We start from the raw sequence: 14,609 nt of genomic DNA on the forward strand, positions 1-14,609 counted from the left end.
TGCAACCGGGCTTTTTTATGGGAAACGGCGGTATGAAATACCCTCTGGTAAAACAACTAAAACAGCACGATACGTTGCGCCAAAGCTTTATTGATTTAGCCGTAGATACCTTCGATTTATCCTTCGAGGCATGGTATCAGGCGGGATTCTGGACGGAAAACTACATTCCCTACGCGCTGGTTGATGACAACCAGGTTATCGCCAATGCCTCGGTTAACGTTATCGATACACGCTGGTTGGGCGCCGAAAAACGCTATATCCAGATAGGCACGGTAATGACCGATAAGCGCTATCGCAATAACGGACTCGCCCGTTACCTGCTGACGGAAATCATCCGGGACTGGCAACACCGGGCCGATGCAATCTATTTGTACGCAAACGCCACCGTGCGGGATTTTTATCCGAAGTTTGGCTTTGAGAAAGCGCGGGAATATCAATACACTCTGCGCGCCACGCCGGTGGCGAGTGACTTTCGCCGGCTGGATATGGACGACGACGCCGACAGGCAGCAGTTGCTGCGCTATTACGCGAAATCCAACCCCTTTTCGGCGCTGCCGATGAATAACAACGTAGGGTTGTTGATGTTTTACTGTGCGTCGTATTTAAAAGCGTGCGTCTATTTTTCAGAACAACATCAGGCTATCGCCATTGCCACGCAAAACAGAGGCACGCTGCTGTGCTTCGATATTTTTGCCGAACCGGGCACGACATTAACGCAAATCGTTAATGCATTAGCCAATCAACAAACCCAGCGTGTGGTGTTAGGTTTTACGCCCAACGAATCCCGCGAATGCGAATGCACGTTAATCGACGATGAGGACACGCTGTTTCTGTTCAGCGGCAAAGATAATGTGTTTCGCGACCATCAGGTGATGTTCCCGTTGTTATCCCACGCCTAGTTGTCACACGCCTGGTTGTCCCACGCCTGATCGTTATCGCTATAAAAAAGCCCCTGCTAACAGGGGCTTTTTTATCACTCAAACTGATACGCAACCGATAAGCCGACGCCGTAATTACGCCCCGGGGCCGGTTCGTAATAACGGTCATTGCCTTCGTTAACGATAACGGAACCGACGTATTTGCGATCAAACAGGTTATCGACCCGGCCAAACACGTCCATCATCCAGTTGCCATAGCTGAATTTATAACCGGTATTCAGCCCGGTGACGGTATAAGAAGGCGCTTTGGCGCTGTTTTCGTCATTAGCCATTAGATCGCTCATATAGCGCACATCTGCGCCCGCGTACCAGCCCTGATCCGGGATCCAGCCCAGCGAGGCAAAGCCCATATTGCGCGCGATACCCGGAATACGGTTGCCATTACATGCACCATCGCATACGTCACTGCGATACGTTGCATCAAGATAGGTCCACGCCAGTTTTGCCCGCCAGTTCCCGGCGAATTGCTGATCGAGGGATAATTCCGCGCCCTGACGACGGGTTTTCCCGGCGTTTTTATAGGTGGTGCGCCCGCCAGTGCTGGTATCGGTCACGATCTCATTATCCGTATCCGTACGGAACAGCGCGGCGGTGAGCAGGCCATTGCCGATGCGCGTTTTGCTGCCGATCTCCACGGTGTCGTTAGTTGACGGTTTCAGCGCGAAATTAAGGCCAGTTTTGCCATCCGCGCGGTAGGAGAGTTCATTAATCGTGGGCGTTTCAAAACCGCGACCGGCAGCGGCATACACATTCCAGCCCTCGGTCATGGCATATTTCAGCGACGCGGCAGGCAGCCATTTGTGATAACTGGCTTCGCCGCTGTCATCACCATTTCGCGCCGTAATGTAATGATCGTTGGAATCAAACCAGACGGAGCTGTAACGCACGCCCGCATCCAGCGACAGCTTATCGGTGAGTTGCCAGGCGGTTTGCAGATACGGATCGACGTTCCACATCAGATTGCGTTCGTTACGGCGCAGACTGCCTTTTTCGCCATACACCGGCGTGGTGCCATCCATCACGAAGTTTTCGTAACCTTTGCGCTCCTCGCTCATGTTTTCGTAGTTCAGACCACCGGTAAAGGTCACCGGTACACCCAGCTCGCCACGGTGCGTCCAGCGGGTATCAATACCCTGATAATGGCGCGTTAAATCAATCACGCCGCCCGCGTGGGTGGGGTTGAGCTGCGGGCCGCGCGGAATCGATTGATATTGCGTGGTTTCACGCTCACCGGCGTACATCATCACGCTTAAATCATCCTGGCTGCTCATCTGGCGTTCATAGCGCAGGCCCGCCTGGGTTTGCTTAATGGTTTTGCGCGTATCGTATTGCTGCGCCCGCGGTGACTGGCGCGGGTTATCTTTCCACTCGGACTCGGTTAACCCGCCTGCATCGTTCGCTTTAATGTCAACGCTATTAAAAATCAGGCTCAGTTTGCTGACGTCATCAATGCGCACGCCCAGTTTCGCGTTGGCGAGATTTTTCCGCGCGCCGCTGCGATCGCGATAACCCTGGGTGACAAAACGGGTGCTGGACACGGTGTAATCGACATCGCCCGCGTGCGTTCCGTCACCCATTGCGCCGGTGGCTTTCAGCCCGTAGCGCCAGCTACCAAAGCTGCCGTAATAGCTGCTGGCTTCAATGGTTGCCGGTTCACGCCCGGTCTGCGTGGTGACATTCATTACCCCGCCAGATGCGTTGCCATACAGCGCCGAGAACGGGCCGCGCAGCACATCAATGCTCTCCACACTGTTTAAATCGATATTCGATGTTTGCCCCTGGCCATCCGGCATGGTCGCGGGAATGCCATCCACATACAGGCGAATGCCGCGCACGCCGTAAGTAGAACGCGAACCAAAGCCGCGAATCGACAGTTGCAGATCCTGCGCGTAATTTTGCCGGTTTTGCACTTGTAAACCGGGAACGCTGTTCAGCGATTCCGAAAGATTGACGCGCGGCGCAGCCTGGCGGATGTCGTCGCCTTGCACGACGCTCACGGCGGCGGGGCTGTCCAGTTCGGAAACGGTCTGCGGTGTGGCGCTGACAATCATGGTTTGTTCGTTGTCGGCCGCATAAGCGGGCGTGGAGAGCGCAGCCGGTAGCAATAACACCGGCAAGGTGGCCTTTGTGGCGGAAATGATATTCATGACGGAACCAAGTTAAAAGACGAACCAAAAAAAGGAAATACGCCAATATGTTAAAGCGTATGTAAATTATTTGAAAACTTTAAACGCACATTACGTTAATGATTAGTGTAACGGAGGAAACGGGATCCTGCGTCGCGACGATTAACACTCCACTTTCCTGTCATTAATGATTACTATTCTCAACTACAACAATAAGCGAAACCGCCGTTTCGTGCACTGGACGCATGTGAAAACGTAACCATTAAGTTGAACAAAGGGAGTCGTCATGTCTTTACGCCAATTATGCTCACCGCGCTTGCGCCGTACGTTGGTTCTGGGATCGTTACTGCTGGCGGGTTCATTTAACACCCACGCCGCAGAGGAGATGCTGCGCAAAGCCGTCGGCAAAGGTGCCTATGAAATGGCCATCAGCCAGCAGGAAAACGCGCTGTGGCTAGCCACTGCGCAAAGCCGCAAAACGGATAAAGGCGGGGTGATTTACCGTCTTGATCCGGCCACGCTTGCCATTACGCAAGCTATTCACAGCGATGTAAAACCCTTCGGCGCAACGCTTAATCACCGCACGCAGACGCTCTGGTTCGGCAACACCACAGACGGTTGCGTAACGGCGGTAGACGCTAAAACCGGCGTCATTAAAGGCCGCGTGGTGCTGGATGCGCGTAAACGTTCGGAAACGGTGCGCCCGCTCAGCCCGCGCGAGCTGGCGGTGGATGAAGAGACCAATACCGTTTACATCACCGGCGTCGGGAAAGAGAGTGCGATATGGGTGGTGGATGGTGCTGCGCTGAAGCTGAAAACGACTATTACCAGTACGGGGACATACAGCACCGGCCTTGCCATCGATACTGCGGCAAAACGTCTCTACACCACCAATGCTGACGGCGAGCTAATTGCCATTGATACCCGCAACAATCGCATCCTGGAACGCAAAAAATTGCAGGATGACGGCAAAGAGCACTTCTATCTCAACCTGAGCCTCGATACCGCCGGTCATCGCGCGTTTATCACCGACTCAAAAGCGCCGGAAGTGCTGGTTGTCGATACCCGTAACGGCAAGGTAGTGGAGAAAATCGCGGTACCAGAATCACTGGCGGTGCTGTTTAATCCGGCGCGCAATGAAGTCTACGTGACGCACCGCGAGGCGGGGAAGGTAAGCGTTATCGACGCCAAAACCTATAGCGTAGTGAAAACCTTCGCCACGCCAACCCATCCGAACAGCCTGGCGCTTTCAGCGGACGGCAACACGCTGTACGTCAGTGTGAAACAGGCTTCAACGCGCGAGAAAGAGGCCACGCAGCCAGATGATGTGATACGTATTGCGCTGTAATCGTTTGATACCTTAAGCTCCCTGCGGGGAGCTTTTTCTTATACAGCAAGGAAATACCATGCGCAGTACATTGCTTGCCACGATCGTGACCGCTCTTTTGCTGGCGCTTTTTCTCTTTTTCCGCCTGAGCGAATTTGACGTTCCCGATGCGGGCGGGCAACAAACCCTGCGCATCACCCACGGTAGCGATTCACTGGCTGGAACGTTGATCCTGCCCGCAGGTGTCTCGCCGCCGCCGGTGGCGCTGCTGGTTCATGGCGATGGCGCGCAGGATCGCTGGTCTGATGGTGGCTATCTGCCGCTGGTGAACCATCTTGTCTCGCAGGGGATTGCGGTCTTTTCGTGGGATAAACCCGGTGTTGGTGAGAGCACAGGAAACTGGCTGGCGCAAACCATGGACGATCGCGCGCTGGAAGCCGCTTTTATACTGCAACAATTGCGACAGCAACCGGCGCTGGCGCACAGCCGGTTAGGTTTTGTTGGCTTTTCTCAGGCGGGCTGGGTGGTGCCGCAGGCCAGCCAGTTGGCGCAGGCCGATTTTGCCGTTCTGGTGGGCCCGGCAATAAACTGGCGTAACCAGGGGGCATATTATTTGCGCCAGCGTTTGCAGCTTGCCGGTCAACCTGCGAATGAAATTGCCCGTGAGGTGGCGAGCGATACCGCCGCGTTTGATGCGCACTATACGCAAGAAATCACGTCCCGCCCGTGCGCCGCAGTTTGCACGCGCGACGATTTTGAACGCCGTAACGCGCTTGCCGATGCGCGTGTTGCCATTGGCAGCATGCAAACGCCGGTCATGGTGTTGATGGGGCAAGACGATCGCAATGTTGATTCAAAGGAAACGCTGGCTGTCTGGCGGGCGCGGTTACCGGTGAAAACGCCACATTGCCTGCGCCTGATCCCGGCGGCCACGCACGGGCTGCTCAACAGCCGCTGGTACGATTATCAATTAGCGTCCCAGTGGCCAGCGTGGAAACAAGGGGTATTTCTGTTATCAGGGCGTAAGGCGTATGCAGCCGGCGCGCTGGACATGATTTCAGGCTGGATACGCAATGGCGCGTGTCCCGATTAACAACATTCCCAAGGGGATAAGATGGCTATCGATAGAATGGACTGGCACTACGGCGGGCAATATCCGGACGAGCTGCCGATGGAGAACGCCGGTACCCATATCGGCTTTTACCTGACGTGGATTATCGACAACCAGCTCGAAGGGGAGTTTCACCGGGAAGAGTCTGCTGATGAGCTGGCCGCAGTGCGCAACCGCGCGATCACGGGTCGCGATTTTCTCATCAATATGTGTGATGAAAAATTCTGGAAAGAGGATTTAAACGCAGAGGGTCAGGCTTTCACTGACTATTACTACACCACTGAGACGGCAGGGTATTTTGACGATTACGAGCGCGTGCTGGCGACAGGGCTGCCAACGATCTACCACGTGGCTAATACCCAGGAAAACTATGCGTTGATTGCGCCGCAGATTACTGCCGCCTGGCAACGTTTTAAACAAGCGCAGGCGTAACTTTCGCGCCAACAAAAAAGCCGCAACGTTTCCGCTGCGGCTTTTTGCTTTTATGACGTGTTACGACCGTGTCTTCTGTGCAGAATCCGGGTGAACCGGCGCGGTGCTATGGATCTCATTAACGCGCTTACGCACGCCAAACCAGCCCGCAACCAACAACACCGCGATCAGCGGAATAGAACCGATGGTGTACGTGCCGTTCGGATAATCGAACGCCATCAGCACCAGCACGCTAAGCAGGAACAGCAGCGTCAGCCATGAGGTCACCGGAGCGCCAGGCATTTTAAAGCTGACATCCGCCGCTTTGCCTTCGTGGATAGCTTTGCGCAGACGCATCTGGCACACCACGATAAAGCCCCAGGAAGCAATAATCCCCAGCGAGGCAACGTTAAGCACGATTTCAAACACCTGCGATGGCACCAGGTAGTTCAGGAACACGCCAACAATATAGACGCAAATGGTCGCCAGAATGCCCGCGTAAGGTACGTGGTGGCGGCTCATTTTCGACATAAATTTCGGTGCGGAACCGCCCATCGACATCGAGCGCAGAATACGACCCGTGCTATAAAGCCCGGAGTTGAGGCTGGAGAGCGCGGCGGTCAGCACCACCATATTCATAATGTCGCCGATATACGGCACGCCCAGTTTGGAGAAGAAGGTGACAAACGGGCTTTGCCCCGCCTGATAAGCATTCCACGGCAGCAACAGAACCAGCAGCACCACGGAGCCGACATAGAACAGACCGATACGCCAGATAACGCTGTTAATAGCTTTCGGTACCATGGTCTGCGGATCTTTACATTCGCCCGCCGCCGTACCAACCAGTTCAATAGAGGCGAATGCGAACACCACGCCCTGCACCAGCACCAGTGCCGGTAACAGACCGTGCGGGAAGAAACCGCCGTTATCGGTGATCAAATGGAAGCCGGTCGCGCCGCCATCGAGCGGTTTACCGCTGCCGAGGAAAATCGTCCCGACGACCAGGAACACCACAATCGCCAGCACCTTGACCAGCGCAAACCAGAACTCCATCTCTGCGAACCACTTCACGCCGATCATGTTCATGGTGCCGACAATCGCCAGCGCGCCAAGGGCGAATACCCATTGCGGCACATCACCAAACGCGCCCCAGTAATGCATATAAAGCGCAACGGCGGTGATATCCACGATGCCGGTCATCGCCCAGTTGATGAAATACATCCAGCCGGCGACATACGCGGCTTTTTCGCCAAGGAATTCACGCGCATAAGAGACGAAGCTGCCGCTGGAAGGGCGGTGTAATACCAGTTCGCCCAGCGCGCGCAGAATGAAGAAGGAGAAAATACCACACACCAGATAAACGATAGCCAGCGACGGCCCCGCCATCTGCAGTCGGGCACCTGCGCCCAGAAATAAACCCGTACCGATTGCGCCGCCGATAGCAATCATTTGCACCTGGCGGTTACCCATCGCGCGGTTGTAGCCCTCTTCGTGAGAATTGAGCCAGCGTCGTTTCGCGGCGTGATGATCCGTGACGTTGTTGTCTGTTTTCATTGCGTTACCTGTTTACCTGTCTGAACCTTGCGGAATTCCTCTACCCGGCAGGCAGAAAACCAATCGATTGCCTGGCGCGGGAAAATGTTCTGTCTTTCCAGTGTTTCTTCGTATGGATAAGACCAAACATGGCGCAGCATCGTAACCGCAATCGATATACGACGCAAAACATACCAGTGCCATCGCAGCCGACTATTAGCGGAAATTGTGAGGTTGGCAGGGACAAGCAGTGCAAATGATTCAACTTGCTGAAAAATGCAACAGAAAAAACCACCATCAGTAATACGAATATGTAACAAATTTGCAAACATATTGCCGGATTGTCTTTCGCACAGAAAGTAAGTGCAGCGCCGGGGAACAACGTCTTTGCAAATTTTTTGCTTATTTAATGTAAATTAATTGTTTCACAGCATGCGCGCGTCGCCCTATTAATGGGGTTATCTTCTCTAACGCGAGTCTATTGCATGTCTTATCGCCTGAGTTTGCTGGATAAAAGCCCCATCGCGGAGCACGAAACCGCACAGGACGCCCTGGCCCGCACGCTGCAACTGGCGCAGCAGGCGGAAAACTGGGGCTATCACCGCTTCTGGATTGCCGAACATCACAACACCACCCAGCTGGCCAGCCCGTCGCCGGAGCTGGTTATCGCCTGGATACTGGGTCAAACGCGGCGAATTCGCGTCGGTTCCGGCGGGGTGATGCTGCAACATTACAGCCCGTTCAAAGTCGCAGAAAACTTCAACCTGCTGGCCACGCTTGCGCCGGGCCGCGTTGATCTTGGCGTTGGCAAAGCCCCCGGAGGCTTGCCGCTCTCCACCCGCGCACTGCAGCAAGGGATAAACAGCGCCGAAAAGGGCAGTTTTGCCGATCAACTCGCGCAGCTGGATAACTGGTTATCCCTGGCAAAAGATGACCACGCGGAAGAAACCGTGCTGGCAACGCCGTTACCCCCGCAGCGTGCAGACAGTTTTCTGCTCGGCGCAAGCCTCGAAAGCGCGGCGCTTGCGGCAAAGCTGGACTGGAATTTCGTTTTTGCCGCCCATCTCAACGGTGACAAAGCTCTTTTGCGTGACGTTGTCACACAGTGGCAGCAGCAGAGCCAGCGCGACACGCTGGTTGCTGTGCAGGTGATCGTCGCGGAAACCGAAGCCCAGGCGAATGCGCTGGCGCAACAGGTTGAAGTCTGGGGCGTTGAGCTGGCAAACGGCCAGCGGGTGAGCGTCGCCAGCGAGGCGCAAGGTCAGGCGTTTGCCCGCCAGGCAGGCAGCCCGGCAGTGCGCATCGCAAAACGCGAACCGTCACTGATCGCCGGCACGCCACAACAGGTGCTGGCGGGGCTGGATCACCTGCACCAGCAGTTCGCTATTGATGAATTTATTATCGATACGCCGATCAGCGAAGGCAGCGCGCGGCTGACCTCTGTATTGCGGCTGGCGCAGGCCCACGCCGACACCAAAGCAACGCAGGAGGTGGCGGGATGAGCTTTGCGGAACAACTGATCGACTGGCGACGCGAGTTACACCAGCACCCAGAGTTGTCGTTGCAGGAGTTTGAAACCACCCGGCGCATTCGCCACTGGCTGGAGAGCGCCGGGCTGAGATTGCTGCCGTTAAGCCTGCCGACAGGCGTGGTTGCGGAAGTGGGCAGCGGTGAAAAAGTGATCGCCCTGCGCGCCGATATCGATGCCTTACCGATAGAAGAAGCGGTCGACGTGCCGTTTGCCTCGCGCAACCCTGGCGTGATGCACGCCTGCGGGCATGATATTCACTCCAGCGTCATGCTCGGCGCGGCGCTGCTGCTGAAACAGAAAGAGCCGCAACTGCCGGGCAGAGTACGCATTCTGTTCCAGCCCGCGGAAGAAAATTTTGGCGGCGCGAAACGGCTGATCGACGCTGGCGCACTGGACAACGTTAGCGCCATCTTTGGCATGCATAACGAACCTGGCTTACCGGTCGGATCGTTTGCCACGCGCGGCGGCGCGTTTTACGCCAATGTGGATCGTTTTTCGCTGACCGTCACCGGCAAAGGCGCGCACGCCGCACGCCCGCACGAAGGTAACGACGCCATTTTGCTCGCCAGCCAACTGGTGGTCGCGCTGCAAAGCATTGCCAGCCGTAACGTCAATACGCTGGAGTCGGTGGTGTTGAGCGTCACCCGCATTCAGGGGGGCAATACGTGGAATGTGCTGCCGGAACATGTCGAGCTGGAAGGCACACTGCGTACTCACCAGACGGCGGTGCGCGACACGGTGAAACGCCGCGTCGACGATATTGCCGCCGGTCTGGCGCAGGCGTTTGACGCCAATATCACGGTGCGCTGGTTTGCAGGACCTGCCGCGCTGGTCAATCACGATCGCTGGGCCACGTTCGCCCGCGATGTCGCCGACTGGCACGGTTACCAGACGCAGGAGGCGGATCTGCACATGGGTGGCGAGGATTTCGCCGTCTATTTGCAGCATATTCCCGGCGCGTTTGTCAGCATCGGCAGCGACAGCGATTACGGCCTGCACCACCCGGCGTTTAACCCCGATGAAGCGTTAATCGAAGAGGCGGCGCGTTATTTCGCGCTGCTGGCAGAAAAAGCACTGCTGCAATCCTGATGTGAAATTTGTCTGCCTGGGGCGCACGCTCCGGGCCACCTGTTGCCTGAATATGAGGATCGTTTATGTCTACAGCACGACAACTGCGGCTTGGCACCATATTACATGGTGCGTCGGGAAATATGTCCGCGTGGCGACATCCGGCGGCGCTCGCCGATGCCAGCATTAATTTTGGCTTCGTGCAGGAAACCGCGCGTATTGCCGAACAGGGGAAACTGGACTTTCTCTTTGTCGCCGACGGCTTATATATCAACGAAAAATCGATCCCGCATTTTTTAAATCGTTTTGAACCCATTACAGTATTATCCGCGCTCGCCAGCGTGACCTCGCACCTCGGTCTGGTGGGCACACTTTCCACCTCCTACAGCGAGCCATTTACCGTCGCGCGCCAGTTCGCAAGCCTTGATCATCTGAGCAACGGGCGCGCGGGCTGGAACGTGGTGACCTCGCCGCTGGAGGGTTCGGCGAAAAACTTCTCCCGCGCGCAGCACCCGGATCACGCCTTACGTTACCGCATTGCCGATGAATATCTCGATGTGGTGAAAGGGTTATGGAACTCCTGGGAAGAGGACGCGTTTGTGCGCAATAAAGCGACCGGACAATTCTTTGACGCCACTAAATTACACCCGCTGAATCACCACGGTGATTTTTTCCAGGTTGCCGGGCCGCTTAATATTGGCCGCACACCGCAGGGGCGACCGATTATTTTCCAGGCCGGTGCTTCAGACGATGGAAAACAACTGGCCGCCCGTCACGCCGACGCCATTTTTACGCATCAGGAGACGCTTGATGAAGCTAAAACGTTTTATCGCGATGTGAAAAATCAGCTGGAAAAATATGGCCGCCGCCATGATGACCTGCATATTTTCCAGGGCGTCAGCGTGATTGTCGGCGACAGCGAAGAAGATGCTGAACAGCAGTACCAGACCACCGCCGCGCTGGTCTCCATTACGGATGCGCTGAACTACCTCGGGCGCTATTTCGAACACCATGACTTCAGCCAGTACCCGCTCGACGAGCCGTTCCCGGATATCGGCGATTTGGGGCAAAACAGTTTTCGCAGCACCACTGATGAGATCAAGCGTAATGCGCGCGAGCGTCAGTTAACGCTGCGCCAGGTGGCGCTGGAGAGCGCCTCGCCGCGCCCACGCTTTTACGGCACGGCGCAGCAAGTGGCCGATGGGCTGCAACAGTGGTTCGAAAGCTACGCCGCTGACGGCTTTATCATCCAGGGCGGTACGCCGGATACGTTCCCGCGCTTTGTCGAAAAAGTGGTGCCGCTGCTGCAGGCCCGCGGCCTGTTCCGCACGGAATACCCCGGCACGACGCTGCGCGAGAGTTTAGGTTTACCGCTGCCTGTTCATCCGTCCTCACAACAATAAAAGAAGAAAACGCTATGCAGAAAACATCGCTATTGCTGGCGGCAACGCTGGCCCTGACACCACTGGCCTGGGCCGAAGATGTCAATATCAACGGGACGGGCGTGAGCCTGGAAGCCAACAAGACGCCGATCACCACCGCGAAAAACGCGCAAGCCATTGCGCAGTTGCCGAAGGATTACCACTTTGTCGTGCCGGGAAAACTGACCGTCGCCGTGGCAGCGCTCAACTCGCCGCCGCTGACGGTCTTTGCGGATGACAATAAAACTCTGCTCGGCAGCGAAGTGGACATTGCCCGCCTGGTGGCCAGCAGCTTAGGTCTGGAGCTGAACGTGGTGCCGACATCGTGGGAGGACTGGCCGCTCGGCGTCACCTCCGGCAAATATGATGCAGCGATCAGCAATATTACCGTCACCAAAGAGCGCAAAGCGAAGTTCGACTTCGCCACTTACCGCAAGGATTCCCTCGGTTTTTACGTCAAATCCACCAGTCCGCTGACATCGATTAAAAAAGCGGAAGACATTGCCGGGCTGCGCATTATTGTCGGCTCCGGCACGAACCAGGAGGCGATCCTGCTGGCGTGGAACGCGGAAAACGTGAAAAAGGGGCTGAAACCCTTTACGCCGGTCTACACCAAAGATGATGCCGCCCAGACGCTGGCGCTGCAATCTGGTCGCGCCGACGCTTACTTTGGCCCGAACGTCATCGGCGCATGGAAAGCGGCGCTGACCGGCAAAACCAAACTGGTTGGCAGCGTGGACGGCGGCTGGCCGAAAGCGGCGCATATCGCGGTGACCCTGCGTAAAGGCAGCGGGCTGGTTGAACCGGTGCAAACGGCGCTCAATGGCGCGATCAAAACCGGCGACTACGACAAGGTGCTCAATCGCTGGGGCGAGGGCGTCGAGCGTATTCCGGCGTCGGAGGTGAATCCGGCGGGGCTTGGCGATTAAGGAGGCAGTCATGAGTGAACGTTTCCGCGATGTCTCGCCAGATGCACCGGAATTGCAGCCGATTTTAGACGGGCTGTTTGGCGAATACGCTGCCCGCTATGGCGACTATTTTTCCCGCAGCGCCGAAGTGGAACTCACCGAGTGGTATTTGGCGCCGCAGGGGCTGTTTATTGTGCTGGAGCGTGAGGGAGAAATTATCGCGACCGGTGCCTACAAACCGTTTGATGCCCATACGGCGGAGATCAAACGTATCTGGACGAAGCATGAACTGCGTAAGCAAGGGCTGGCGGCCAGAATCATGCAGGAGCTGGAGCGGCGCGCGGTACTGGCCGGTTACAGCCACATCTACCTGACCACCGGTTTTCGCCAGCCGGAAGCGGTGCGGCTGTATCTCAGCCAGGGCTATCAGCCGCAGTTTGATATCCATCGCGATCCGGAAGAGTACAGCCAGCCGCCGTTCGACGGTCGGCTGCGCTTTAGCAAAGCGTTGTCGGTTGAGCGTTTAAGCAAAACCGCCTGAGGAGCGACGATGAAGAATACAGAAACCATCAAGGTGGTGCCCGCGCGCTACCCACTGCGTACGGTCGGCGCACTTGTCGCCCTGTTTGTGCTGGCGGCGATTGTTCAGTCCGTGGCTTTTAACCCACGCTGGGAATGGAAAGTGTTTGCCCGTTGGTTTTTCGACCCGGTGATCCTCGAAGGGTTAGGGCAGACGCTGTTGCTGACCTTGCTCGGCACGGCGTTGAGCGTGATTTTCGGCGGTTTACTGGCGCTAGCCAGGCTTTCGTCGTCGTGGCTACTGAGTAGTCTTGCGTGGAGTTATATCTGGCTGTTTCGCTCGCTGCCGCTGATTGTGGTGCTGATCATTCTTTATAACTTCTCCTATCTGTACGACACCTTATCGCTCGGCATTCCGTTTACCGGCATTGAGTGGGCGAGCTATCAAACCATCAATGTCCTTGGGCAGTTTTCCACGGCGGTTGTCGGGTTGACGCTGGTGCAAAGTGCCTATACCGCCGAGATTATTCGCGGCGGCTTTCTTGGGGTCGATCACGGGCAGTACGAAGCGGCGGCCGCGCTGGGGTTACCCGCCTGGCGGCGCACGCTGCGCATTATTCTGCCGCAGGCGCTGCGCACGATTTTACCCTCCGGTTTTAACGAGATCATCAGCCTCGCCAAAGGCACAGCGATGGTTTATGTGCTGGCGATGCCGGAGCTGTTTTACACCATTCAGATGATTTACAACCGCACGCAGGAGGTTATCCCGCTGCTGATGGTTGGCGCAGTGTGGTATCTGGTGATCACCAGCGTGCTGTCGGCCATTCAGTATCTGGTTGAACGCTGGCTGGCGCGCAGCGAACGGCGTTCAGCCATTTCACCCTCGCGGATTCGTTCATATTCCACTGCCCGCGTAGCGCAACCGCAGGAGGCTGTTCATGCCAACCTCTCTTAATGGTCATATTTCGATTACCGGCGTCAGCAAATATTTTGGTCGCCATAAAGCGCTGGATGAGGTGTCGCTGGAGATCCCGCCCGGTTCGGTCACGGTGATCCTGGGGCCATCCGGCTCCGGGAAATCGACGCTGCTGCGCACCATTAATCACCTTGAGCGCGTGGATGAAGGGTTTATACGCATTGATGGCGAATACATCGGTTATCGCCTGCACGGCGACAAACTGTATGAGCTGAAAGAGAAGGAGATTTTGCGCCAGCGCGTTAACGTCGGGTATGTGTTTCAGAATTTCAATTTGTTCCCGCACCTGACGGTGCTGGAAAACCTGATTGAAGCGCCGATTGCCCACAAAAAGCTGAGCCGTAAAGAGGCCATCGAACAGGCATACTATCTGCTGGATGTGGTGGGATTGCGTAATAAAGCCGATGCCTGGTCACGCCATCTTTCCGGCGGACAGCAGCAGCGCATCGCCATTGCCCGCGCGCTTTCGCTGCGCCCGCGGGTGATGTTATTCGATGAGCCGACATCGGCGCTGGATCCGGAACTGGTGGGTGAGGTGCTGGATGTGATCAAAAAGCTGGCGCGCGCCGGTTCCACGCTGGTGGTGGTGACGCATGAAATCGGCTTTGCCCGCGAAGTCGCCGATCAGGTGGTGTTTATGGTCGAGGGCAAAATTGTTGAACAGGGAAGCAGCGACGAGGTGCTGAATCACCCGCAGCATCCGCGTACACGCCAGTTTTTATCGAAGGTCTTATAAGGAG

General features: G+C 56.2%; 12 protein-coding genes and 1 pseudogene. 10 read left to right on the forward strand and 3 right to left on the reverse strand.

Annotation, left to right across the window (positions count from 1 at the left end; translation table 11 throughout):
- Positions 1-32 precede the first annotated feature (32 nt).
- Positions 33-899, forward strand: a complete 867-nt coding sequence (locus AAIG26_RS02520; RefSeq protein ID WP_343179546.1) for a GNAT family N-acetyltransferase — start codon at positions 33-35, stop codon at positions 897-899.
- A gap of 74 nt (positions 900-973) precedes the next feature.
- On the opposite strand, the gene pqqU is transcribed toward AAIG26_RS02520, so the two are convergent.
- Positions 974-3,085 (reverse strand): TonB-dependent receptor PqqU, encoded by a 2,112-nt coding sequence (gene pqqU, locus AAIG26_RS02525; protein ID WP_343179547.1) that lies wholly within the window; start codon positions 3,083-3,085, stop codon positions 974-976.
- Positions 3,086-3,350: 265 nt separating this feature from the next.
- Between pqqU and AAIG26_RS02530 the strand changes: the two genes are divergently transcribed.
- The 3 genes from AAIG26_RS02530 to AAIG26_RS02540 are packed head-to-tail and all read left to right on the forward strand — an operon-like array spanning position 3,351 to position 5,934.
- Positions 3,351-4,412, forward strand: coding sequence for a YncE family protein (locus AAIG26_RS02530; protein ID WP_343179548.1), 1,062 nt, complete (start codon positions 3,351-3,353; stop codon positions 4,410-4,412).
- A gap of 58 nt (positions 4,413-4,470) precedes the next feature.
- Positions 4,471-5,484, forward strand: a complete 1,014-nt coding sequence (locus tag AAIG26_RS02535; RefSeq protein WP_343179549.1) for an alpha/beta hydrolase — start codon at positions 4,471-4,473, stop codon at positions 5,482-5,484.
- Between the two features lie 21 nt (positions 5,485-5,505).
- Positions 5,506-5,934, forward strand: coding sequence for a hypothetical protein (locus AAIG26_RS02540; RefSeq protein WP_343179551.1), 429 nt, complete (start codon positions 5,506-5,508; stop codon positions 5,932-5,934).
- A 60-nt stretch (positions 5,935-5,994) separates the two neighbouring features.
- Here AAIG26_RS02540 and ansP read toward each other — a convergent pair whose 3' ends face one another.
- Positions 5,995-7,467 carry an L-asparagine permease gene (ansP, locus tag AAIG26_RS02545; protein WP_016496014.1) on the reverse strand — a complete coding sequence of 491 codons (1,473 nt, stop codon included), beginning with the start codon at positions 7,465-7,467 and terminating at the stop codon, positions 5,995-5,997.
- The gene (locus AAIG26_RS02550) at positions 7,464-7,778 is read right to left on the reverse strand and encodes a hypothetical protein (protein WP_045508294.1); all 315 of its coding nucleotides are present in this window, start codon (positions 7,776-7,778) and stop codon (positions 7,464-7,466) included. Before AAIG26_RS02550 ends, ansP begins: the two co-directional genes overlap by 4 nt.
- 153 nt (positions 7,779-7,931) lie before the next feature.
- Here AAIG26_RS02550 and AAIG26_RS02555 point away from each other — a divergent pair, with 153 nt between their 5' ends.
- The 6 genes and pseudogenes from AAIG26_RS02555 (at position 7,932) to AAIG26_RS02580 (ending at position 14,605) form a co-directional block, all read left to right on the forward strand.
- A complete protein-coding gene (locus AAIG26_RS02555; protein WP_343179554.1) occupies positions 7,932-8,948 on the forward strand; it encodes an MsnO8 family LLM class oxidoreductase in 1,017 nt (338 codons plus the stop codon).
- Positions 8,945-10,066, forward strand: coding sequence for an amidohydrolase (locus AAIG26_RS02560; RefSeq protein WP_045508300.1), 1,122 nt, complete (start codon positions 8,945-8,947; stop codon positions 10,064-10,066). The genes AAIG26_RS02555 and AAIG26_RS02560 overlap by 4 nt, the downstream gene beginning before the upstream one ends.
- 65 nt (positions 10,067-10,131) lie before the next feature.
- A pseudogene (locus AAIG26_RS02565) lies at positions 10,132-12,395 on the forward strand (NtaA/DmoA family FMN-dependent monooxygenase).
- 10 nt (positions 12,396-12,405) lie between these two features.
- Complete coding sequence (locus AAIG26_RS02570) at positions 12,406-12,915, forward strand: GNAT family N-acetyltransferase (protein ID WP_343179556.1); 510 nt, start codon at positions 12,406-12,408, stop codon at positions 12,913-12,915.
- A 9-nt stretch (positions 12,916-12,924) separates the two neighbouring features.
- On the forward strand, positions 12,925-13,848 hold the full coding sequence (locus AAIG26_RS02575; protein WP_016496020.1) for an amino acid ABC transporter permease: 924 nt from the start codon (positions 12,925-12,927) through the stop codon (positions 13,846-13,848).
- Positions 13,832-14,605: an amino acid ABC transporter ATP-binding protein gene (locus tag AAIG26_RS02580; protein ID WP_343179558.1), complete on the forward strand. Its 774-nt coding sequence runs from the start codon at positions 13,832-13,834 to the stop codon at positions 14,603-14,605. The genes AAIG26_RS02575 and AAIG26_RS02580 overlap by 17 nt, the downstream gene beginning before the upstream one ends.
- Positions 14,606-14,609 lie beyond the last annotated feature (4 nt).

The organism is Kosakonia sp. PSU_27, from assembly GCF_039409795.1.
Taxonomy (GTDB): Bacteria; Pseudomonadota; Gammaproteobacteria; order Enterobacterales; family Enterobacteriaceae; genus Kosakonia.

Coding starts and splice junctions, on each gene's coding strand:
- AAIG26_RS02580 (WP_343179558.1), top strand. CDS start 13,832: ATGCCAACCTCTCTTAATGGTCATATTTCGATTACCGGCGTCAGCAAA.
- AAIG26_RS02540 (WP_343179551.1), top strand. CDS start 5,506: ATGGCTATCGATAGAATGGACTGGCACTACGGCGGGCAATATCCGGAC.
- AAIG26_RS02555 (WP_343179554.1), top strand. CDS start 7,932: ATGTCTTATCGCCTGAGTTTGCTGGATAAAAGCCCCATCGCGGAGCAC.
- AAIG26_RS02530 (WP_343179548.1), top strand. CDS start 3,351: ATGTCTTTACGCCAATTATGCTCACCGCGCTTGCGCCGTACGTTGGTT.
- AAIG26_RS02535 (WP_343179549.1), top strand. CDS start 4,471: ATGCGCAGTACATTGCTTGCCACGATCGTGACCGCTCTTTTGCTGGCG.
- AAIG26_RS02570 (WP_343179556.1), top strand. CDS start 12,406: ATGAGTGAACGTTTCCGCGATGTCTCGCCAGATGCACCGGAATTGCAG.
- AAIG26_RS02560 (WP_045508300.1), top strand. CDS start 8,945: ATGAGCTTTGCGGAACAACTGATCGACTGGCGACGCGAGTTACACCAG.
- AAIG26_RS02520 (WP_343179546.1), top strand. CDS start 33: ATGAAATACCCTCTGGTAAAACAACTAAAACAGCACGATACGTTGCGC.
- AAIG26_RS02575 (WP_016496020.1), top strand. CDS start 12,925: ATGAAGAATACAGAAACCATCAAGGTGGTGCCCGCGCGCTACCCACTG.
- pqqU (WP_343179547.1), bottom strand. CDS start 3,085: ATGAATATCATTTCCGCCACAAAGGCCACCTTGCCGGTGTTATTGCTA.
- AAIG26_RS02550 (WP_045508294.1), bottom strand. CDS start 7,778: ATGTTTGCAAATTTGTTACATATTCGTATTACTGATGGTGGTTTTTTC.
- ansP (WP_016496014.1), bottom strand. CDS start 7,467: ATGAAAACAGACAACAACGTCACGGATCATCACGCCGCGAAACGACGC.